Raw genomic sequence first — 23,009 nt, 5'->3', positions numbered from 1 at the left:
TTGTTCTTAATTGAGAGGGCGAATCACAATTAAAGAACGAATATATACGACAGATCATTCAAAAATAATAAGAGTATTGCAAAAATTATGAGTGAAAACGGTTCACCAAAAGATAAACAACAATTTGTTGAAGAATTTGGCTCAAACAGCTGGTTTGTGGAGTATCTCTTCGAGGAGTATAAGGACAATCCGGCAGCAGTTCCCGAGCAGTGGAAGAAGTATTTTTCAGGAGAGACTTCCACAGTAGAGCAGGAACCACAGGCACAAACCGGAAACAGGTCAGAGAGCGGCGTGCCTGCCAGGACTTTTCCTGCGCCTCAGCCACTTCCGGGGGACACAACCCGCGTGATTGCAGGCGGTGCGGCAAAAATTCTGCAAAATATGGAGAGTTCACTTACAATTCCGACAGCAACTTCAATCAGAAGTATTGCGGTGAAGATTCTTGAAGAGAACAGACTGCTTATTAATGCCCACCTCGCCAAAGTCAGGGGAGGTAAGGTAAGTTTTACCCATATTATCGGCTGGGCTATTGTTCAGGCAACGAAATTCTATCTTTCGATGAACAACGCTTACTCTGAAAAGGACGGTAAACCGGTTGTAATAAACAGAGAACATATAAATCTCGGTCTCGCAATTGATGTCGAGAGAAAAGACGGCAGCAGAAATCTGATGGTTCCAAACATCAAAGCTGCTGATACAATGGATTTTAAAAAGTTTTTCGATACTTATGAAGACCTTGTAAAAAGAAGCCGTACCGGACAGATTGACCCCTCAGAATTTATGGGAACCACCATTTCATTGACAAATCCCGGTACTTTGGGCACCATATCATCAGTTCCCAGACTGATGCCGGGTCAGGGGACCATTGTTGCGACAGGCGCAATCCAATACCCCGCAGAATATGTCGCAATGTCACCGGGGACAGTTTCCAGTCTTGGTATCAGCAAGGTTATGACCATCACCAGCACTTATGATCACAGAATCATCCAGGGAGCCGAGTCGGGTCTTTTCCTCAAGAAGATAAGTGAAATGATTCTGGGCGAAAATGATTTTTACGAAGAGTTGTTCGAGAGTCTGAAAATTCCGATGCTTCCTCACAAATGGCAAAGCGATCTGGAGCCGGCGTTCAGCAACGGCCACACGAGTTACGAAGAGATAGCCAAGCAGGGAAGAGTCCGCCAGATGATAAACATGTTCCGTGTTCGCGGGCATCTGATTGCAACAACCGACCCTCTCGGCAAGAACACCACCTACCACCATGAGCTTGATCCGATATTTTATCAGCTTACGGTCTGGGATCTCGACAGGCAGTTCCTCACACATGATTTTGGCGGATATAAAACGGCTACACTTCGGAAAATCCTTGAGAAGCTGCATCGTACCTACTGTGAAAATATCGGTGTCGAGTATATGCATATCCAGTCGAGTGACGAAAAAGCATGGCTTCAAAACAGAATGGAGCCTGTTGAGAATAAGCCAAACCTCGATAATCCGACTAAAAAGCAGATTTTAAACAAGCTTATCGAAGCCGAAGGATTTGAACATTTTATTCATACGAAATTTGTCGGACACAAGAGATTTTCTTTGGAAGGTCTTGAATCCACCATCCCCGCACTCGATCAGTTGCTTACCATAGCAGCCGATAACAATGTAAAAGAAATTGTTCTTGGCATGGCACACCGCGGAAGGTTAAATGTCCTCACAAATATAGTAGGTAAATCATACGATTCAATTCTCTCTGAATTTGAAGATATTGTCGATCCGAATTCATATGCCGGTTCGGGTGATGTGAAGTATCACCTTGGCGCCTATAACAAAGTAAAGACTAGAACCCGCAAGGAAATCGGTGTCTCAATCGCTTCAAATCCGAGTCACCTTGAATGGGTGAACCCTGTTGTGGAAGGAATCGTGAGAGCGAAACAGACCCGGACAGGTGATATCGACAGAAGTCACATTATTCCGGTACTGTTGCATGGTGATTCAGCTTTTGCTGGACAGGGAGTTGTTGCCGAGACCATCAATCTCTCTCAGCTTGCAGGATACAAGACAGGCGGCACCATTCATATCGTGACAAACAACCAGATTGGTTTTACCACCACCCCCGAGGAAGCCCGTTCATCAGTTTATGCTACAGATGTGGCGAAGATTGTACAGGCACCTGTTTTCCATGTTAACGGTGATGATCCCGAGTCGGTGCTTCATGTTATCAGAATAGCTTTCGACTACCGTCAGAAATTCAAAAAAGATGTAGTGATCGATATTGTCGGTTACAGAAGACACGGACATAACGAGGGAGACGACCCGGGTTATACACAACCAATTCTTTACGCAAAAATCAAGAAACATCCATCCGTTACGAAACAGTATGGTCAAAAACTTGTTGCTGAAGGAGTCATCACTCTCGATGAGTTGAAGCAGATGGAATCCGACTACAACAAGAAACTTGAGGACGCTCTTCAAAAAGTTGCAAAAAGAAAAATACAATTCAAAATTGATATTCCTCTCGCAGTTAATACTGAAAAGATTGCTACCCAAAAGAAGGAACACGACACTGCACTTTCTGAATCAGAACTTTCAGATTTGCTGATCAAGGGTTCGTCACTTCCTGAAGGGTTTAATCTGCATCCAAAACTCGTGAAATTCCTTGAAAAAAGGAAGGATATAGTCACTTCGGATGACGGACTCGCCGACTGGGCAACAGCCGAATTTCTCGCATTCGCTTCCCTGGTTAAAGAGGGGATTCCGGTTCGATTGAGCGGTCAGGATTGTGTCCGTGGTACTTTTACACAAAGGCACATGGCATTTACCGATGTGGTGACCGGTCAGGAGTATTTCCCGATTAATCACATGTATACAAATCAGGCACGGGCAGAAATTCTCGACAGTAACCTTTCAGAAGCTGCTGTAATGGGGTTTGAGTATGGCTACAGCACGGCTGATCCGCTCTGTCTAGTTATCTGGGAAGCACAGTTCGGTGACTTTGTGAACGGTGCCCAGATCATTATCGACAATTTTATTGTGGCTTCAAAAGAAAAATGGGATACTCCCAATAACCTCGTTCTTCTTCTGCCTCACGGTTTTGAGGGTCAGGGACCCGAGCACTCAAGTGCACGACTCGAAAGATTCCTGATTCTTTGTGCTCAGGAAAATATGGAAGTCTGCCATCTCTCCGATCCTGCGAACTATTTCCATCTCCTGAGAAGACAGATGAAGAAGGATATTCTTCGTCCGCTGGTTGTAATGTCACCGAAAAGTCTTCTTCGTCTGCCTGAAGCAAGATCACCAAAGCAGCACTTCCTTGAAGGGACATTCAAAGAGTTCCTTGACGACACTTCAGGACTCGATAAAAAGAAAGTGAAAAAAGTTCTTCTGACGAGCGGCAAGATTTACTATGAGCTCGACAAATTCAGAAAAGAGAACAATTTTACGGATGTTGCCATCGTGAGAGCTGAGCAGTTGTATCCGTTTGAAGGAGAAATGCTTGCCGGAATACTCGACTCATATTCAAATATCGAGGAATTGCTCTGGGTACAGGAAGAACCGAAAAATATGGGTGCCTGGAACTTCATTCGTCCCAGAATCTACAAAATTCTAAAAAAGGATTTGAGCGTTCAGTATGTCGGCAGACCAGAAAGCGCAAGCCCCGCAGTCGGTTCGGGCAAACTTGCTGCCAGACAGCAGGAAGCAATAATCAGGACAGCATTTACGATGTTATGAAATAAAAAGGGGGCTGCGAAGTGGAGCAGTCCCCTTTGGTTCTTCTAAATTTGGTCACATCTAATTATTTTTGAAAAAGATCGGTATATGAAACAGTTTCCTAATATATTTTTAATTGTTCTCGTTTGTTTGCTTACTGTCAGTTCCTTCTCCCAGGAGTTTATTCCCGCCCAGGGACTCAACAGTGATGACTGGGGATACCGGGAGATGGGGAGCATGAACAGAGAAAAGATGATGCCCTACCATGTTGCTGCCGTCAGGAAAAATGGCATTTCAAAAGAATTTCATATAATCGATCAGGACACTGTTGCCATTTTTACCTATTCTCCCAAAGGATTGTTGACACTGTCGGTAATAAAACCGGGAGATAAATTCGCGAAACAATCGTTCGAGTTTTCCTGGAATGACAACGACAAGCTTGTTGGTTACACCTGCAAAACCGGATCTACCTCAAAAATATCAAGCTACACCCGTGATACTCTCGGGCAAATCAATTCCATCCTGACTCAATCCCCGCCGGACGAGAAAATCGTTTTCAATTTTGTTTACGACAAAGGGAAGTTGCTTGAAGCGGGTGACTACAAAAAAACCGGCGACAGGTTCCTTCACAAGACAAAGAAAGTAGATGTAGTAATTGCCTACGATCTTAACGGAAGAGAAATTCTAAGCAATCGGGATGGTGGTTTAAGAATAGAAAACTCTTTCGACTATCAGGGAAGATGGTCGCAAAACAGATATATCTACATCTTCGAACGGGATCAATTGTACTCAATTACCGATATCACCTACAAAAATGACCTGATGCAAAAAATCACCGAACGGTACCCGAATGTCTATTCTTATGGTAATTCCGGACTTAGAAACAGCATAGAGACTGTTGTGAAATATGAAACAGGGTTCATGTCGAAGAAGTAGGAATATCATGGGCGAAGTCTGAGGGATGAAGTCTGAAATGCTGAAGTTTCGGCCCTTGCGGCGACATCCGGGTAGAAAGCGGCACCTAACTTCATTATAGCCCTCGCGGCGACATCCGGGTAGAAAGCCGACTTAACACATCATAGACTCTAATTCTGGTATCTCTCACGCAAGGTTCACCAATTCGTTTTTCGCTCTGAATTGTTTTGAGATTATTTTATTTAATAAAGTAAATCAATCAGATTTGTTTATTCAACAAAAGACTTAAAAATTAGAACACAAAATAATTACCTGTAATTAATTTGAGGTAAAAACCGTCTACTCAAAAAAGAATCTGATTCACGGCTGAATGCTCCAAAATCGTTTATTTTTATATTCAGTTGATCTTTGTGAAAGTATATTCAGGAATTATTTGGCAGCGAAAGTGGCAGCGAGTCGGCAATAATTCAGGTCAAAACAGGCTAAATTAAGCAAATTATAGCTCTATTAGATGATTTTCCAAAACCATTTAAAACAACAAAAGCCCCAAAACACGCTGTTTTGAGGCTTTTTTGTGGGCGTTCAGGGATTCGAACCCCGGACCCTCTGCTTGTAAGGCAGATGCTCTGAACCGACTGAGCTAAACGCCCGACTTCAAAAATTTTAGACTGTAAATTTAGCGATTTTTGCGAATTTATACAAGTCTTTTTACAAAATATTTAAAAAACTTTGAGCGAGCGACGGGAATCTCCCGAAGGGATGCCTATGGCAGAACCCGCGTAAATCTTCTGAAATCTTGAGCGAGCGACGGGAATCTCCCGAAGGGATGCCTATGGCAGAACCCGCGTAAATCTTCTGAAATCTTGAGCGAGCGACGGGATTCGAACCCGCGACATTCAGCTTGGGAAGCTGACACTCTACCGACTGAGTTACGCTCGCTTGTAATTCCAAATTTACGAAAAAATCGTGTCTTTTTCAAGGGATAATTCTTTGATTGGGGAAAATTTAATGCCAAATCGGTTGAAAACAGAATAAATATTCAGAACAGAATAATTCAGGCCCACAATCTTCTAACTTCGTACGAATTGAAAATTTCATCACGGCTTACAAACAAAAAATCTTCAGATTAAGATTGAGCAACTAATATTCTGTCGAATGGATCACGATGTATAAATGGTAATTTTAGTAGTTCTGATAAATGAGATTCTGAGATTTGGAGGATTTCAAAACCATTAGATTTCACCAATTCTATTACTTCATCGAATGATACTGAGATTGACAACTTGTTCAGACTGATTTTAATAGCCATTTCCCACAACGAAGCAACGCTGACAAAAATAGAATTGTTTTTCTGACTCAGAATCACTTTCAGAGAATCAGGCAGTTTTTCGTCATCCTCGCCAAACCAGATAAGTGCGTGGGTATCCATAAGAATTTTCACTTCATATATTCCTGAAAGTCTTCCAGTGGTTCGTCAAAGTCATCTTTCATCTTAAATGTACCTTTCATACAACCGGAGACCGGATGCTTATTATCAGAATCATTCTGTTTCTTCTGGATTAAGAAATCCATAAAATCCAGGACTTCTTTTTTCAGAGTTTCCGGAAGAGTATTAAATTTCGACAGGATAGTTGATTCATCCATGATTTAGCTTTCGATTTATTCAATATGAAATATAAACAATTGAAATAAAAAAATAAATAAAAAAAATACGCCGAATCTTTTCAACTTCCTGACATTCCGCGACTCATGAGCCTCCCTCCGCGAATTCTACCGATGATTTTAATCCATTTGTGATTGAAAAGAGACCTGTCTCAAGCCCGAATATGATCATCGTCACACTGTGCCTCTAATCATGATTAGTGATTAAACCATTACTGAAATTTGGGTGTCCGATATTCAAAAATGGAGAATTTCATGAAGAGTCTTTTAATAGTTGTTTTAATCAGTTTTATTCTTTCCGTGCAAATATTCACTCAAACTGTTATCAATCAAAGAGACAAGGACGGTGAGCGTTACCTGTATTTGAATTTTGTGGTTAACGCACATGATTTTACTGAACCTGCACAGTCGTGCAAAACTTTGATGCGTGCTGCTCACATTTTTAACAAGTATGGTGTAAGAGCTGATTTTTATTTTGTTGAGCAATTGATTACTAACATTGTTCAGTTCTATCCATGGTTTCCGGATTCATTAAAAATTCTGGGGATGGGAATAAATCTTCATCACCGGGCACCACACATTCTCTCTTTTAAGTCGTCTTATATCAGCAGTTTGACTAAAAAACCGCTTGATACTCTGGTTCAGGTCCTTGATCCTTATGAAAAATACCGGCTTGATCTGGTGACAGGTGGTTACAAATCACAATTTACAGGTGGCTACAAATCTGTTAAAGAAGTATTCGACGAATCACCATTTACAGTATCCACAGGTGAAAGCGGACCCACTTCAAATTTTGGGAGGGCAGACCTGATAGCCTGTAAAAGTATGGGTGCCAAAGGTGTGCTTCTGTTTCATGAAGAAGGTTCTGATGCAGATTACCCCCTTTTTTATTCACAAGGTCTACTGGTTCGTCCGGTCGATTTCAGTGTTACGCGTTGGACAGCGGGTTCACAAACCGATGATGAGTTTTGGTGGGAGATGATCGGCACGCCCGATGAGCCTTATTATTCACCTGCTGCGTACCTGGCATCTAAGATGAACACGATCAACAATACGAAGTTGAATTTTGCCAATGCCATAATTCATGAAACAGATTTTCATTATAATCTTCCACCCTGGCGTGCCTGCTATTATTCTGATTCGATGTCGACAGTCCCTTTGCAGGCGCCGTTCGATACCAACCGCACATCCTTTTGGATCAGAACCAACAGCGAACAACAGGAAGAAAAATTATGGAGTTACTATGACTCCCTCGTCGCCACTGCTGCCGGGAATCCCCATATAAAGACCTTTATCATGAAAGATCTAAACACCTTAATATCCCCTGATATTGAGAGAAGTGTTTCCATCAACCAGATTTATGAGCTCTCCAGAAGTATCGCTTCTTCAAATCCCGTCAATTTTCCACCCCGCTTTTTCAGTCTGTCCGGAGATTATTTTTCCATTGCCGACGCTTACTATACCATTACCAAATCACTGGCAAGCTACTTGAACACCGGTTCACTTCCGGGGAGTGTTACTACATCGGACATCAACGGACCATTTGATACAACGGTAGTTAATCTCTCTTCATCTGGCTCTCTGGATTCAATTTCGATCAGAAAGGGAGTTGCTTTCAACGACTCTCTGTTCGGTTATTATGCGACCGGCAACAAATATCTCTCCCGAATACCTTCAAGTGTTGTTACGAACGGATTCCCTTTGGCAAATCCTTTGGAGTATCTGTTCATTGCGGCTTCAGCACTAAAAAATCTGTACGAAACCGGAACAATTGGTACAGTTACTCCCAAAAGTATCTCATACACGAATAAAACTTTGTATCAAAACCCCGTAAAATGGGGAGAAAAGCCGGCAAGAAGAATTTCTGTAACCGGCGTTGAAAGGGAAAGTCCTGATCTCCCCGGTGATTTTAATGTCTCACACAATTACCCGAATCCCTTTAATCCTTCAACAAGCTTCAGTGTAGAAATGGCGAATGGGGGATATTGCCGGGTCAATATTCATGATATCAGTGGAAATCTGATAAAGAGTGAGCAAATAGTGTCCGATGGTCGTGAATTTATTTACAATTTTAACGGAAACGGAATGGCATCGGGTGTCTATTTCTTCAGGTTTTCATTTAATAACACAAACATTATCAAAAAAGCAATTTTAATCAAATAAAGGAATCACGAATGTTTACACGAGTTACAATCCTTCTTTTAATCGTAGCATCACTTCATGCACAAACACCTGTTTATTTAAATATAACCTCGCACAATGAAGTGACGGATCCGGTTCTCTATGACACGGACAGTGTCGGATTCATGCAGGTCAGGAGCCTTATTGTGGAGTTAGCCAACACGGTGAAGTCAAAGGGTGCCAAATATAACTTTCAGGCTGACTGGAGATTCTTAAACGGCGTATTGAATTTTGACAAAGGGAATGATCCTGCAACCGGCGGCAAGAATATTCTGAAATGGTTGTCTGAGGACAGTCAGCAAAAAATTCAGGTTGATGCTCATTCTCATCAGTCAGACGGATACAATTATGCTGATATCGCCAAATTAATAACCGATTGTGGTGTTTCGGATTCAAAAATTGTCGGAGGATTTTTATGGAATGACACGGTTGGACTTAAGAGCTGGCTCCTGTTCGAGGGTGGACTTCGAGGACAGAAATTCCCGCTGAAAATCTGGAAACCGGATATAGTCTGGGGATCTGCAACCAAAGGGATGTTCCATAATGGCGATCTGAATGCATTTGGTTCATGGAGACCTGCAGGTGCATGGAATCTGATGACTCATGATCCGACAAAGAGAGTGCGGTTACTCGGAAACGCTTGTCACAATCAGGTGACTGATACCACTGAGATTACAGACAATCTTAACACTCTTAACGAGATGCTCAATGCCATCGCGAATGGAACATTGCCGTCAGGTAATTTTTACACTGCAACAATAATGATTAACCAAAGAGATTTCAAGTCATCATATCTCGCAAAAATCAGCAGTCTTATCGACTCATTAAATGTGTTGGCTGCAAGCGGGAAGATTGTCTGGGCAACTTTGGGCGAGAAAGATTCGATCTGGAGAAATGATTATGGTGGCACACCCAACTTCCTTACCTGTGATGATCTCCCAACTTCTGTGAAAGAACCTGCGGCAACACCTGATGAAATAAAATTGGGTCAGAATTATCCCAATCCGTTTAATCCGGTGACAACGCTGAATTTCACGCTGAGCAAGTCCACCGATATCCAATTAAGCTTCTACAATTGTGAAGGTGTACTCATTTCGGAAGAATTTTTAAGCAGTATGCCGGCAGGTGAGCACCAGTATCAATTTAACGGAACTTCATTGCCCTCGGGAGTCTATTTTTGTCGGCTTTCAGGAGGGGGGTATTCAGAATTGAAGAAAATGGTTTTGTTGAAATAGCTTTTGACATAATGTGAGGTTCCACCCTCTGATTGAGGCAGAGTAAACCATTTTGATTGAATTACAAATCAAAATTGTAAATTGGTGTTCTTGGAACAAAAAAATTATGATGAAGTCAATTACAAACAACCGTTTAATACTTGCTTTATCCTCGATTACATTGATTATCCACCTTTACGCTATTCTTTTCGGCGGATTTTCCTACTTTCGGGATGAGCTTTACTATCTTGAGTCAACGAGGCACCTGGATTTTGGGTATGTTGATCATCCGCCGTTATCAATCTGGCTACTATGGTTGATTACAACTGTGTTCGGAGATTCCGTTGGTGTGATCAGAATCGTCCCCGCGATTTTATCTGCGGTGGTGGTGTGGATATCCTGTAAAACCGCTCAAAAAACGGGTGGTGGAGGTTTTACCATATTTCTTACAGCGATTACAATTTCTTTTATGCCTGTCTTCATGGGGATGAACTCTGTATATTCGATGAATTCTATCGATTATTTCTTCTGGGCACTCCTCACTTGTCTCGCAGTAGATCTGATTCAGGAACCGCAGAATAAGAAATTTATTGTTTGGGGAATTTTAGCCGGATTGGGAATGCTCAATAAAATAAGCATTGGCTGGTTGATTGCCGGATTCTTCGCTGCACTTCTTGTCAGTGACAAAAGAGATCTGTTGAAGACTCCTTACCCATGGATTTCGGGAGTTATTGCACTTCTGATTTTCTCACCATATATTGTCTGGAATGTGTTCAACGACTTTGCTCATCTCGAATTCATGCGTAATGCGGTGGAAATGAAGTATTCGCAAATTACCCGGGTTCAGTTCCTTATGGATCAGTTGATGCTCATGGGTCCTTTCGCAATTGTTTTGGCATTTTGCGGACTGTGGTATTCGACATTCAATCCTTCGGGCAGGAAAAATATTGCACCCGCAGCTATATGGGTAACTACAATTCTGATTTTACTGGTTAATTCACATTCAAAAGCGGAGTATTTGGGAGCTGCCTATCCCGCTATGATCGCAGTCGGTGCGGTGTTTCTTGAATCGAAACTTCTAACTTCGAAGTGGTTGGTATATCCGTTGAAATATGTTATACCAGTTTTAGTTATTGGAATGGGAATTGTAGCCATCCCTGTGGTGGTGCCGGTTCTAAAAGTTGAAGATACCATCAAATATTTCAAGTTAACAGGTTTGAATCCTCAGTCGAATGAGGGGCACAAACTGACTGAACTTCATCAGTTTTACGCAGACATGCACGGGTGGGAGGAGATGGTGGAATCAGTCAAAAAAGTTGTGGATGCAATTCCGGGTGAGGACACTCTTTCAATTCTCATTGTGGCAAACAACTATGGAGAAGCGAGTGCAATCAATGTTATCGGAAGGAAATACAATCTTCCTTACTGCACCACCGAACATAACAGTTACTGGTTGTGGGGGGTACCGCGGGAGGAATATGATGTTTATATTTCACTGGGCGACACGGAAGATGATGTGAAAACTTATGCAATCGACCCTGAACTTAAAGGAATCCATACCGCGAAATACTCCATGCCTTATGAGAATAATATGAACATATGGGTTGCGCGCAAGCTAAAATATCCACTAAAAGATATTTGGAAAAAAGCGAAGAAGTACATCTAAGTCAGGTGTCATACATTTTTTTCGCACGGTTAAAATTTTCTGCGAAATGTCGCCAACTTGTAGCAATTACTGAACCAGATTGACATTCAATTTGTTATACTTTTAACCCGGAGAGGCCGGAATGGATTGAAAACAATGACAAGGAGAATAATATATGAATTGCCCGGTATGTAAAGAAACAAAGCTCGTAATTTCCAACAGAGAAGGTGTGGAGATTGACTACTGTCCCGATTGTCGCGGAGTGTGGCTTGACAGGGGAGAGCTCGATAAAATAATTGAGAGATCTGCCCAGATTTCTGCTGGAAGCAGAAGTGATGACCGCCGTGAAACTTACCGTGAAAAGGATTCTGACTACAGAGAAAAAGACCGTGGTTATGAGAAGGACAGAAGTTATGACAGTCACGAATACGGTTACAAGAAAAAGAAGAGAGGTGGATTCCTGGATGACATTTTCGATTTTTAGTGATCGAAGATTTTCGATTTCCCCTCTGGTTGATTGAATACTTAAAATAAAAAGAGGCTGTCCGTTTGGTTCAGCCTCTTTTTTTTAATAATCTATTTCTTCCAGTTTTCCAGAAGTGACTTCATTGCATCAAGGTCAAACGGAGGATTTTTCATCGTTGCGGCTTTATCAAGTGCTTTTTGCATAGTCGCAATCGCTTCACTTTTCTTGCCTGCCTTTTCGAGCAACTGTGCCTTAACCTTAAGATTGTTGTAGTTTTCATCGATCATAATTGAGATGTCGATATACTTCATTGCCAGGTCCAGGTCTTTGCCCGATTTTAGCATATAATCAGCACCTCTGAATGAAGTGCTCCAGTTTACATCAGTTTTTAGCTTGTCGAGGATGTTTTTGTGGCTCTCGAAGGCAATATCAAAACCGATCTTCACATCAGCCCATGAGATGGTCAATTTTGCCTTGTCGCTTTCGACTGATTCAAAATTAAAGGTGAGCATTTCCACATTGCCTGTTTTTTCAGGTGTGACTTTGAAACGAAGAGCATCATTTGCGGCATTGTAGTTCCCTGAACCCCACAAGTTGTTGTCTTTCGAGAGAATCACTGTCCACTCTGATTTGCCCGGAATTGTAAATATTCCATAAGTTCCGGCTGCCAGTTTGGTTCCACCGATGGTTGCATCGTGAGAAAGGGTGATGGTGGTTGCTGAGTTGGCACCGGTTCTCCATACCTGGTCAAACGGAACTACTCCGCCAAAAATTTGTCTTCCCTTTACAGAGGGACGGGAGTATTTGACTGTCACTTCACTTATTCCGACAACCTGATAGACTGAACCCAACGGGGAAGCCGCCGGGACAGCAGGCGCCTGAGCATTCAAGGAAATGATGGTAAGTAAGAATGTGAGAAGTATTATTGATGCTGATTTTTTCATGAGTATCCTTTTGTTTTGGTTTATAATATAACAATCTGTTTTGGTTTCAGGTTCAAAAGCAAATGCAATTGAACGGGTTATTATTTTGCAGCTGCGATACTTTTGATAATCGAGTTGACTTCCTTCTCATATTGATTTACTGTTTCAGATGAACCCCATGCAGCGATGAGTACCGAGATGTTATCAGCAGGTGCATCTACAATTCCGGAAACAAGACGAACACCCTCTGAGTTGCCTTGTATCAACTTTGATTTCAAACCATTAATATCACTGTCAACGATTTCACCTGTCTTAAGATTGTGGATCTCTCTGTTGAATATAGTTAGTGCTTCATCTTTTGCTTTATCAAGATTATCAACATTCAGGATGTAAAATTGCACGAGAAATCCGCCTTCTTTCGGGAATGCTGTGATGTTTTGCTCATCGGTCTCAAGAATCCATCCGGCGGGAAGTTGAAAATCGATTTTCGCTGCTTCGTTTGTATAGGTCTCACCGCCTTCGATCTGTCCTTCAACATTCGATGCGGAAGTTTCGGAACCTGATTTGTTGGCAGGACCATCAGATTTTTTGCATCCGCCAGTCATAACCAAAGCAGCAATTAAGATTGAAAAAGAAAATACTTTTAGCACAATACTCCATGTGTAGAATGACAAAAAAAAACCGGATTGCTAATTTAAGCAATCCGGTTTGAAAATCAATTAAGCTTATTATTTCTTAAGCGGCTTAATGTTTTTGAAGATGTATTCAAGCTCTTTAGCATATTTTTTCAGAGCTTCAGGAGCTGCCCAGGCGTTGATGAACAAGCTGGTTTTTTCAGCAGGAGTATTGATGAGTCCCAAATACAGTTCGAGACCATCAGCGGTTCCTTCAATGGATTTGCCTTTCATGCCGTTGATGTCTTCATCTTTTGCTTCGCCGAGCTTAAGGTTCTTAACATCACTTCCGAGGTACTTGTCAAGTTCTTTCATAGCTGCTTCAAGTTCGTCTTCTTTGAGAACGACGAAGTTTACAGCGAAAAGACTGTCAGCTGAGTGAGCTGTCATGCTTTTTTCATCAGTAGTATAGTACCATCCTGCAGGAAGTGCAACACTTACCTGAGCGGCTTCGTCTGTAAAGGTTTCACCTTCAACAGGTTTTTCGGTAGCAGGTTTTGCAGAATCTGCAGGCTTATCAGCAGGTTTGTCTGCTTTTTTGCAACCACCGAGAAACAAAGCTACTGCAAGTATTGCAACGAGTGAAAAATATTTCGACATGGAGTCTCCAATAAATTAGTTGTTTGATTATTTAATTGTACAACAGACTAACTGTTGCGGTTTATTCCAATAAACCCTTCCCTTGAGAATCTCCGGGAACGGGAAATTAAAAAAAATTACTGTGCAGGGGACATATTTTCGTAAATAAAAAGAACAGCAAAAAGTTTAGACATGATGTCCCCGGGCGATTAAACTAAATGATTAAAAATAACTGCGAAATGTAATTAATTATAATGCAGAAAAAAAGAATTTTTCGCAAACAGCCAAAATAATTACCGGGTAATGGAATTATCTGCCTTTCTGTTTGTTTTTGATCTCATTATTTGTTGAGATGTTCCACCAAAACCCAGGAAGCTTTTGAGCCATCATAGGTTACATCGACTTTGTAGTGAGCTTCGCCGCCAGGCTCCTCGGTTTTGAGCAGCCCCTCATATTTTTCTCCGCCTTTTGGAGTAAGAGTAAACTCTTTAACCGTGATTCCTTTTTCTTTGAATTGAGGGCTGTTTTCCATGTCTTTCTTGATTTGGTCTGCGAGTTGTTCTGTGGAAACACTGCACGCGGTCAGGAAAAGAGCCGCAAATACAATGAGAAGAGTTCTTGTGAGGTTTTTTGTATTCATGAGATTGTCCGATTATTTTGATTAAATAAATTGTATTAAAAAGTCAGATTAAAGAGGATAATAATATTGAAATGTGCGACGGTAAATATAACTCAATAAATGAAAAAGCCAAATAACTTTTTTATGAATTTTTCATAAAATTATTTAATTAAAAATGAGTGAAAGGGGAGAAGTGGAAGAAATCAACCAGATTATACGGTCTGTTCTTTGTAATCTGCTCAAAATAGGTTATTTTTGAAGTCTAAATTTGGCGCGTTCGTCTAGCGGTTCAGGACGCTGCCCTCTCAAGGCAGAGATCACGGGTTCGAATCCCGTACGCGCTACATAGAAAAAACCCTGTAATGCTTTTGGCAGAACAGGGTTTTTTGTTTCATGGGGTTAATTATTTGAGAAGGGTCATCTTCCGGGAGAGGGAATTCCCGTTTTGAGTTACACTATAAATGTACACACCTGATTGCAGGTTTGAAGCATCGAAATTGATTTTATGATTGCCTGCTGCAAGCTGTCCACTTAGGGGTTCGGCAACGAGTTCACCAAGAATGTTAAATATTTTGACCGATACAAAACCGTCGTTCGCGAGTGAGAAAGAAATAGTTGTGGACGGATTAAACGGATTTGGATAGTTCTGACTCAGAGTGAAAGAAACCGGTGAATTTTCTTCCATTTCAACCGGAGTTGGAGTCTTGAGATATTTCCAAATACCGCGGTCTACGGTACCTGCATACAGAACATCTCCTGAAGCATCGAGAGCAGTTATCTCCATTCCGTCTGGAAGATTAAACAAGGAAGGCACCCAGGTGGTGTCTCTCAATCTGTACATTTTGTTCACCTGACTGTCGTAGGCGAAAAAATGGCCAAGATATCTGAAATATTTAATAAAATAGAGGTCGAACTGCGAAGTCGGTAGACCATTTTTGAAATATTTCCAGTCAATTCCATTGTTAGTGGAAATCATCAGACCATGATTGCTTCCTGCAATAATAGAATCAGCAACGACCGTCAGCGAAGTGAAGGAAGTGGATGCCGGCATGTTGCTGTTAATTCTTTGCCAGGTCTGTCCGTTCAGGGTGTAGGTTCCTTCGATCGTTTTTACAATCACCCTTGAATCAGAGGCCTTTATTTCATAAACAGGAGCCGGTACCCCTGCTTCCTGGACAATACCTGCGCTAAACGACGACCATGTAGCACCGTTGTCTGTTGACCGGTAAACTCCACCTTGTTCCCAAACAGGAGGCAGATGGTCTCGTCTTCTCGTTCCGTGAAAACCTGCATAAATTGTATTCCCGGAAACAGCAACTCCATAAACTTTTGTGATGTAAGACTGTGGAATACCGGAATTAAGGGTTGTCCAGGTATTTCCGAGATCGTTTGAACGGATGACTCCGTTGGCATTCCAACCATAAATCTGGTTACCTTTGAATACAGGGTTTCCGATGTATGCGGATATGGAATCCCAGTTGTTTCCACCATTCGTGGTTCTGTAAAGAGTTGAGCCATACTGCGAGAAAACCACATCTTCAGACATAACAATTGGGGCTGCAGTGCTTGCAATCAGATTTTCGGTCATAGACAGCCAATGCCCGTCCACTCTTCTGATGATTTTCCCCGAAGTTGCGGCAACAATGCTTCCCTGGTGCATGGTATACCCGTTAATATAAGAAGGAGAATTCAGGCTTACCCAAAAGCTGCCTGTAAGTCGGAAAAGTCCCGGATTGTCACCAATTACGGACAGGTAATAATCACCGGAGATGAGTTTCAGTCCGTTAAACGGGATGGTACTTCCACTTCCAAGATCCAAACCATTTTTAAGAAGAGCCCATGAACCTGAAATATCTTTTTTGTAAACATTTGCATTTGTGGTTAAAATTTCCACACCGTCTTCATTAGCAACGGAAGTGGTTTTTTCACCATTTTGAGGCACAAAAGCGACATTCCAATTTTGTCCCTGATCGGTTGATTCGAGAAGCACTACAGATTCCGGAGTATTGTCGGTGAAAGCTTCTATCCACATTTTACCTGAAGAGACAAACAGATTCATAACAATAAATATCTGTCGTGTTTCGTTGTTGTGAGTAAAATTTTTGTTCAGAGAAACGGGTAACCAGCTGTTTCCAAGATCGGAACTTGTATAAACTGTATCACCAGAAGCACTAATGACATAAAGTTTTCCGAGGTACAAAACAGGATCGGAATTGGTTGCTTCGGGGATTGTCCTTTTAACCCATGAAGTGCCATTGTCAGAAGAAACAAAAATAAAGCCATAATTTACAGCAACAATAGTGCTATTCTCGTTCAGCAGGGAAGCGGCGTATACTCCAGTAACCGGGGATGACCAGTTGCTGCCGTCTGAAACGAACAAACTCCCATTTGCTGTACTGGTTATCAATTTATCTCCCGTCGATACAACTGACTGAAAATATCCTCCTTTAATTCCATTGGTCTGAGACCATTGTGGAAAAAGAAGAGTCGATAAAGTGAGGACGAATATTAAAGCCTGCGATTTTTTCATGTATTTGAGTCCTTTGTAAGAAAAATATTGATGTTGGCCTGCAATCTAAAGAATGAATAGTCATTTCGAAATGAGATTATTATGATTGGTTATTATTTATGATAGAACTTAAATAACAGGAGGTGAGGTCAAATGAAGGAATAGAGACAATATTTTCCGCAATTTCTATTTGTCAAATTATTCTGCCGACTGTCAAATAATTGCGTTATTGAGAATGATAATTAGTAATTTTCCCGGTCAATAAAAATGGATTTTAAATGTTAGCAGTAAACAGCATTAGAAAAGAATTCAAAGACATCGTTGCGGTGGATGACATTTCCTTTACAGTGGAACCGGGGAAGATATTTGGTCTTCTGGGTCCAAACGGGGCAGGAAAGACCACCACAATAAGGATGATCTTAAATATCATAAAGCCGACATCGGGAACAATCTCGATCGACGGCAGGCCTGTTGGCAAGGATTTCCATAACATAACAGGATACCTCCCTGAAGAGAGGGGACTCTATAAAAAAAGCACCGTACTCGACATCATAAAATATTTTGCAGCACTAAAGGGTGTGAATTCTACAGAGGCTGAGAGAGTTGGGAAGAAATGGCTCGAGAGGCTCGATATACCTGACTATAAAAAGAGAAAAGTACAGGAACTCTCCAAAGGAAACCAGCAAAAAGTTCAGTTTATTGTCTCTGTCATTCACAATCCCCAGATACTGATACTTGATGAACCTTTCAGTGGGTTCGATCCTATTAATCAGGAGATGGTACGGGATGAAATACTTCGCTTAAAAAGTGAAGGAAAGACCATTGTGCTTTCAACTCATCAAATGGACATGGCTGAAAAGATGTGCGAATCGATCTTTCTCATCAACAAAGGAAAAGAAGTTTGCAGCGGACCGATAAATCTCGTAAAGAGAAATTTTGGGAAAGAGTTTATAAAGATCGAATATGAAGGGAGTTCAGACTTTATAAAGACACTTCCTGAAGTAAAAACCGCTGATTTATACGGAAATTTTGGAGAGATTGAACTGGTTGAAGGCGCTGTTCCGGGAGAGGTACTTCCAAAACTGTTCCAGAATATGAAGCTAAGAAGTTTTTCTATCGAGGCACCAACCCTCAATCGAATTTTTATTGATACAATAAAGCAGATCGGAGAGTAAAATGAAGAAAGCATTTGAAGTAGCGAAATGGGAATATCTTCAGAAGGTTCTCTCGAAAGAGTTCATTATCTCCGTGGTTCTTACGCCAATTATTTTCACTGTATTTTCGATCTTGCCTTCTCTTCTCGCAGACAAAGACTCTGATGCACCGAAGGCGATCACGATTCTCGATTCAACCGGGCAGTATGAAGATGCTCTGAGGGCACAACTTCAGAAAGAAAAACTTGAGGATGGACAACCAAGATATCTGATCCCAAAAAATGTTGTCCCTCCAGGTGACATATCCCTTGCAAAGAAAAAACTGGATGACTCTGTCTTCAATAAAAAAGTACTTGAAGGATATATCTATATCTATGAGAAGAAGGATTCCGGTCTGAACCTTGAGTACCGCAGCAAGTCGATGGGTAACTTTAGGGACATAAGGATAATGGAGAGTGGATTTAACAGCATAAGAAGGGAAAGGATGCTTGCCAACAAGAATATCGGGCAAAGCCTTCTCGATTCACTCACTCGTGAGGTTGGACTTCGCTCCGTAAAGATAACTCTCGAGGGGGCTGAGGAAATCAATTTTCAGACACAGTTCTTTTCCACATTTGTTATTGTAATGGCTCTTTTCTTCATAATCATGTTTACAGGGGGTTCACTCGTAAGAAGTCTAGTGGAAGAGAAATCCAACCGCCTGATTGAGATTATTCTTTCAAGTTGCAGACCGGATGATCTGTTATTCGGGAAGGTTATGGGACTTAGTCTTTTGGTGCTTACTCAGATGGGTATCTGGGCACTTCTGGCATTTGGTTATGCGGGTCCTCTGATAGCCACTTCTGCAGCATTTCAGAATATCCACATTGTAATTCCATATTTTCTCCTGGCATTCCTCTTTTATGTTTCGATATTTGTGGGAGTCGGCTCCATCGTGAATACTGAACAGGAGGCTCAACAGATAACGAGCTACCTGACACTTTTGGTAATATTTCCGGTTGTTTTACTCATGCCGATAATTCAAAATCCTGATCAGGGACTCGTGAAAATATTTGCTTACATCCCGTTTACATCTCCACTGGTGATGATAGCAAGGATGAATGTGATACAGGTTCCTCTCTATGAGCATTTGATTGCAATGGGAATTCTCGTTTTAAGTATTTTTGTTGTGATAAAAATCTCAGTGAAGATTTTCAGAATCGGTATCCTGTCATACGGGAAGGTACCTTCGATAAAAGAACTGATAAACTGGATGAAATACGATTCCTGATAAATCAGTTTGATTGTTGTATCATTATATTTGAAATATGATGATTGATATTTTCGCAATGGTTTTAACAGGCGGAGGAATCTCCGCCTTGTTTTTTAAGTTCTATTCCGGTTTCGAAAGATACAGGTACAGAGGGGAGATTGATTTCCTTCTGCCGGCACTTGCAGGTGGTTTGGTTGCCGTGCTGTTTACAATCGGGATACAGTTTGGCATGTCACAAATATATGAAGTGGCCGACATCATGTACCGGGGGCATTTCCGTTCGATTTATGTATCACCACTAATCGAGGAAATAGCAAAAGGTGGTGTCACTCTCTTGGCAATCAGATTACTAAAAAGTGAAGAATTGCTCGATTCGTTATTCCTTGCGATAGCAATCGGACTCGGTTTCGCATTTTTTGAGAACATCCTCTACTCCTCAATCGGGAATGGTGAGAGGAGTATGGCGGGAACAATGCTTGAGAGAACCCTTGTCATCGCTCCAATGCACAGTGTGCAAAATTTTCTTTTTATTCTTCTCTACCTTTTCATTTCGAACAAAATTGAAAACAGATTTTTGGTTTTTCTGCTTGCAGCACCATTTCCTGCTGTTTCCCACTCTATTTGGAATTATATAGCTTTGGAGACTGGGGCAAATATTATTAATCTTACTTTGATGATAATAGTCAGTCGTTCGATAGTCTATGCAGTCAGAGTGGAAAAGGAACATTTTATTGAGGTACGGGTGAGTGAATTGACAGACAATGAAGGAGAATCAGAAGAAGGCAGGCTGCTGATGATGAAAAATGGATGGAAAGAAAAAGGGGAGGAATTCATCAAAATACAGATTGAATCATCAAAATTTATCTATAATTCGGTACTGAAAAAGTTCTCTAAGAAGCGCATATCGTGAGAAATTTACCGAATTGAGCCATCAATAAAAATGCAAATCAAACGATAAATCATTCTCCGGATGTGATTGAATAATTACATCTAAAAACAGACTAATATTTCATGAAATATGATTAATTTAAGTCTGGAAAAAACAGAATTCACCCTGTTAATGAGAAGAATTTAATGATGACAAATAGTCGATTTGATTGCAATTCTTCACCGAAGCCCGGCAATTTTCTGCGTGACAACCTGATTGTGACTTTGGTTTACTTACTTGTCGCACGGACAAGTCTTCTTCTCGCCCTGCCCGGCAGCAACGCCTCCCCTGTATGGCCCCCCTCGGGAATAGCTCTAGCATTTTTCCTTATGTGTGGCTACCGGGTTTCGCCCGGAATTGCTGCGGGTGCATTTCTTGCAAATCTTTGGACCATGCTTTCAGGTGATCTGAGTCAGGGGTATCTGATACCATCAATCGTAGGAATAGTGACAGCGATCGGGAACACACTTGAAGGCATTACCGGCTACTGGTTGATCAAAAAATTTTCGATTCTGACTTCGTTATTTACAAGAGTGAGAGCCGTTGTAGGATTTACATTAATTGCTTTTGTGATGTCTCTGGTTAGTGCCGGAGCGGGTCCTGCTGCATTTTGCATCTCAAATCTGGCGAGCTGGGATTTTTATCCCGCTTTTTTCCTGACCTGGTGGCTGGGTGATGCCACGGGTATCATCATTTTTACACCTGCCGTATATACAATTCTAAATTTAAAAGTAAGTGAACTTGAACCGAAGGATATAGTTGAGTCGACTATTATCGGCTTATGTTTCACACTCATGTCTTTTATAGTTTTCACGAATTCGCCGAATCATATCTTATCCTTGTTGATGCCGTTCATTTTTTTCCCGTTGATAATCTGGGTGGCACAAAAATTCAACCCTGTGGCTGCATATCTTAGCATCGCGATCATATCTATAATAGCTGTGGATGGTACAGTAAACGGATTCGGTCCCTTTGTAAAAGATACAAGAAATACTTCCTTACTCCTTCTTCAGGGGTTTGTAAGCATACTCGCTTTCACATCCCTTTCATTTTCAGCGTCAACAAACGAAAAGAAGTTTCATGAAGAGAAAGCCATTCAAAGTGCAAACGATTTAAGGGCTGTCTTCAGGGTTTTACCCGACCTGTACTTTAAATTTTCCAGAGACGGTATAATACTCGATTGTTACACCACCAATCCAACATTTCATCTTGATGATCCGGAAAAAATAAAAAATCAGCCTCTCTCAGTTCTTTTCACCGAGGAACTTTGGGCTTCAATTCAAAATCAGTTTGTAAATTTTGGAAAGAAAGAGAAACTCAAGGGATTCGATTTCATTTCAAAAACTTCGGGAGAGAACAGGGACCTCGAAGCCCGTTTATTCCGAATGGATGACAGTGACGATGTGGTTGCAGTGATCAGGGATATTACCGATCTGCGTGCGACGGAAAAGGAGGTAAGGCGGGAACGGAAGCTGCTGCGCACACTTATCGACAACATTCCTGATGCCATATACAGTAAGGACATTGAACTTCGAAAAGTAATTGCCAATCCTGCTGATTTGTATAACATGCATGTTAGTTCAGAAGCTGAGGTGATCGGAAAGACTGATCTGGAGCTCCACCCTCCCGACCTGGCTGAAGGATTTATGAAGGATGACCGATATGTGATTGAAACAGGAAATCCCATTATCAATAAAGAGGAGTTTGTTCTCGACGAAAATGGCGAAATCATCTGGTTGCTTACCTCAAAATTGCCGTTGAAGAACGATGAAGGTGAAATAACCGGGCTGCTTGGTATCGGAAGAAATGTAACCGAGAGTGTGAAGTCAAGGAAAGAAATTCAGAAACTGAATGCTGAGCTCGAAGAGAGGGTGATCGCGAGGACTCAGGAACTCGATTTTAAGAACAAAGAACTCGAAGCATTTTCATACTCTGTTTCGCATGATCTCAGGGCTCCACTCAGGCATATTAGCGGTTATGTTGATCTGCTTCTGAAAAGAGAGAAGGTGAATCTTTCTGAAAAAGGGGAGCATTATCTCAATTCAATTGCCTTGTCTTCCAGACAGATGGGTGAACTGATTGATGATTTGCTCCAGTTCTCCCGGACGGGAAGGGCTGAGATGCGGGCTGCTTTTCTTGACATGAACGGACTTGTGAAGGAAGTGGTGGAATCGAGCAGCAGGGGTGTGGTGAATCGCTCTATTGAGTGGGACATTAGCGAGTTGCCCGAAGTTTTTGCAGATGCTTCTCTTATCCGACAGGTCTGGGTGAATTTACTTAGCAATGCCATCAAATTTTCAAAAAAAGTAGAAAACACCAAAATCCGGATAAGCTGGCAGGAAACAGACCCGGAGTATATTTTTAGTGTCAAGGATAACGGTGCCGGGTTTGATATGAACTATTCACAAAAGCTTTTTGGCGTATTTCAGAGACTTCACCCAAAGGATGAGTTTGAGGGAACAGGAATCGGACTTGCAAATGTACAGCGAATAATAGTGAGACATGGTGGAAGGGTTTGGGCAGAAGCCGAACCCGAGAAGGGTGCGGAATTCTTTTTTTCACTTCCAAAAAAGGCAAAGGAAACAACATGAC

18 protein-coding genes and 3 tRNA genes are annotated in these 23,009 nt (G+C 41.5%); 11 read left to right on the top strand and 10 right to left on the bottom strand.

Annotated elements, in window-relative coordinates:
• The first annotated feature begins 87 nt into the window (after positions 1-87).
• Both J0L60_10485 and J0L60_10480 read left to right on the top strand, forming a co-directional pair.
• Positions 88-3,717, top strand: coding sequence for a multifunctional oxoglutarate decarboxylase/oxoglutarate dehydrogenase thiamine pyrophosphate-binding subunit/dihydrolipoyllysine-residue succinyltransferase subunit (locus J0L60_10485; GenBank protein ID MBN8546541.1), 3,630 nt, complete (start codon positions 88-90; stop codon positions 3,715-3,717).
• A gap of 87 nt (positions 3,718-3,804) precedes the next feature.
• Positions 3,805-4,632, top strand: coding sequence for a hypothetical protein (locus tag J0L60_10480; protein MBN8546540.1), 828 nt, complete (start codon positions 3,805-3,807; stop codon positions 4,630-4,632).
• 94 nt (positions 4,633-4,726) lie between these two features.
• On the opposite strand, the gene J0L60_10475 is transcribed toward J0L60_10480, so the two are convergent.
• From J0L60_10475 to J0L60_10455, 5 genes are all read right to left on the bottom strand, one after another.
• A complete protein-coding gene (locus J0L60_10475; GenBank protein MBN8546539.1) occupies positions 4,727-4,834 on the bottom strand; it encodes a DUF433 domain-containing protein in 108 nt (35 codons plus the stop codon).
• A 352-nt stretch (positions 4,835-5,186) separates the two neighbouring features.
• Positions 5,187-5,261, bottom strand: a tRNA-Val gene (locus tag J0L60_10470).
• 216 nt (positions 5,262-5,477) lie between these two features.
• A tRNA-Gly gene (locus tag J0L60_10465) sits at positions 5,478-5,550 on the bottom strand.
• Positions 5,551-5,737: 187 nt separating this feature from the next.
• On the bottom strand, positions 5,738-6,052 hold the full coding sequence (locus tag J0L60_10460; protein ID MBN8546538.1) for a type II toxin-antitoxin system VapC family toxin: 315 nt from the start codon (positions 6,050-6,052) through the stop codon (positions 5,738-5,740).
• Positions 6,049-6,255: a DUF2281 domain-containing protein gene (locus J0L60_10455; protein ID MBN8546537.1), complete on the bottom strand. Its 207-nt coding sequence runs from the start codon at positions 6,253-6,255 to the stop codon at positions 6,049-6,051. The genes J0L60_10460 and J0L60_10455 overlap by 4 nt, the downstream gene beginning before the upstream one ends.
• A 273-nt stretch (positions 6,256-6,528) precedes the next feature.
• On the opposite strand from J0L60_10455, the gene J0L60_10450 reads away from it, so the two are divergent.
• The 4 genes from J0L60_10450 (at position 6,529) to J0L60_10435 (ending at position 11,797) form a co-directional block, all read left to right on the top strand.
• The gene (locus tag J0L60_10450) at positions 6,529-8,436 is read left to right on the top strand and encodes a T9SS type A sorting domain-containing protein (GenBank protein ID MBN8546536.1); all 1,908 of its coding nucleotides are present in this window, start codon (positions 6,529-6,531) and stop codon (positions 8,434-8,436) included.
• 11 nt (positions 8,437-8,447) lie between these two features.
• On the top strand, positions 8,448-9,689 hold the full coding sequence (locus J0L60_10445) for a T9SS type A sorting domain-containing protein (GenBank protein ID MBN8546535.1): 1,242 nt from the start codon (positions 8,448-8,450) through the stop codon (positions 9,687-9,689).
• Positions 9,690-9,795: 106 nt separating this feature from the next.
• Positions 9,796-11,334, top strand: a complete 1,539-nt coding sequence (locus J0L60_10440; GenBank protein MBN8546534.1) for a glycosyltransferase family 39 protein — start codon at positions 9,796-9,798, stop codon at positions 11,332-11,334.
• Positions 11,335-11,488: 154 nt separating this feature from the next.
• Positions 11,489-11,797: a zf-TFIIB domain-containing protein gene (locus tag J0L60_10435; protein ID MBN8546533.1), complete on the top strand. Its 309-nt coding sequence runs from the start codon at positions 11,489-11,491 to the stop codon at positions 11,795-11,797.
• Between the two features lie 92 nt (positions 11,798-11,889).
• Here the strand turns inward: J0L60_10435 and J0L60_10430 are convergent, their stop codons facing one another.
• From J0L60_10430 to J0L60_10415, 4 genes are all read right to left on the bottom strand, one after another.
• Positions 11,890-12,723, bottom strand: coding sequence for a DUF2911 domain-containing protein (locus J0L60_10430; GenBank protein ID MBN8546532.1), 834 nt, complete (start codon positions 12,721-12,723; stop codon positions 11,890-11,892).
• Between the two features lie 80 nt (positions 12,724-12,803).
• Positions 12,804-13,352 carry a hypothetical protein gene (locus J0L60_10425; GenBank protein MBN8546531.1) on the bottom strand — a complete coding sequence of 183 codons (549 nt, stop codon included), beginning with the start codon at positions 13,350-13,352 and terminating at the stop codon, positions 12,804-12,806.
• A gap of 78 nt (positions 13,353-13,430) precedes the next feature.
• Positions 13,431-13,976 (bottom strand): hypothetical protein, encoded by a 546-nt coding sequence (locus tag J0L60_10420; protein ID MBN8546530.1) that lies wholly within the window; start codon positions 13,974-13,976, stop codon positions 13,431-13,433.
• 319 nt (positions 13,977-14,295) lie between these two features.
• A complete protein-coding gene (locus tag J0L60_10415; protein MBN8546529.1) occupies positions 14,296-14,595 on the bottom strand; it encodes a hypothetical protein in 300 nt (99 codons plus the stop codon).
• A 249-nt stretch (positions 14,596-14,844) separates the two neighbouring features.
• On the opposite strand from J0L60_10415, the gene J0L60_10410 reads away from it, so the two are divergent.
• A tRNA-Glu gene (locus J0L60_10410) sits at positions 14,845-14,918 on the top strand.
• A gap of 59 nt (positions 14,919-14,977) precedes the next feature.
• On the opposite strand, the gene J0L60_10405 is transcribed toward J0L60_10410, so the two are convergent.
• Complete coding sequence (locus tag J0L60_10405; protein ID MBN8546528.1) at positions 14,978-17,104, bottom strand: T9SS type A sorting domain-containing protein; 2,127 nt, start codon at positions 17,102-17,104, stop codon at positions 14,978-14,980.
• Between the two features lie 257 nt (positions 17,105-17,361).
• Here J0L60_10405 and J0L60_10400 point away from each other — a divergent pair, with 257 nt between their 5' ends.
• The 4 genes from J0L60_10400 to J0L60_10385 all read left to right on the top strand — a co-directional run bounded on the left by J0L60_10400 (position 17,362) and on the right by J0L60_10385 (position 23,008).
• A complete protein-coding gene (locus J0L60_10400; GenBank protein ID MBN8546527.1) occupies positions 17,362-18,258 on the top strand; it encodes an ATP-binding cassette domain-containing protein in 897 nt (298 codons plus the stop codon).
• 1 nt (position 18,259) lies between these two features.
• The gene (locus J0L60_10395) at positions 18,260-19,507 is read left to right on the top strand and encodes an ABC transporter permease (GenBank protein ID MBN8546526.1); all 1,248 of its coding nucleotides are present in this window, start codon (positions 18,260-18,262) and stop codon (positions 19,505-19,507) included.
• A gap of 40 nt (positions 19,508-19,547) precedes the next feature.
• Complete coding sequence (locus J0L60_10390) at positions 19,548-20,399, top strand: PrsW family intramembrane metalloprotease (protein ID MBN8546525.1); 852 nt, start codon at positions 19,548-19,550, stop codon at positions 20,397-20,399.
• A 164-nt stretch (positions 20,400-20,563) separates the two neighbouring features.
• The gene (locus J0L60_10385) at positions 20,564-23,008 is read left to right on the top strand and encodes an MASE1 domain-containing protein (GenBank protein ID MBN8546524.1); all 2,445 of its coding nucleotides are present in this window, start codon (positions 20,564-20,566) and stop codon (positions 23,006-23,008) included.
• Position 23,009: the final 1 nt, after the last annotated feature.

The organism is Ignavibacteria bacterium (genome assembly GCA_017302895.1).
Lineage (GTDB): Bacteria > Bacteroidota > Ignavibacteria > Ignavibacteriales > Ignavibacteriaceae > UTCHB3.
Note: the sequence above shows the minus strand (reverse complement) of the source record. Positions and strands in the feature narration are given on the sequence as shown.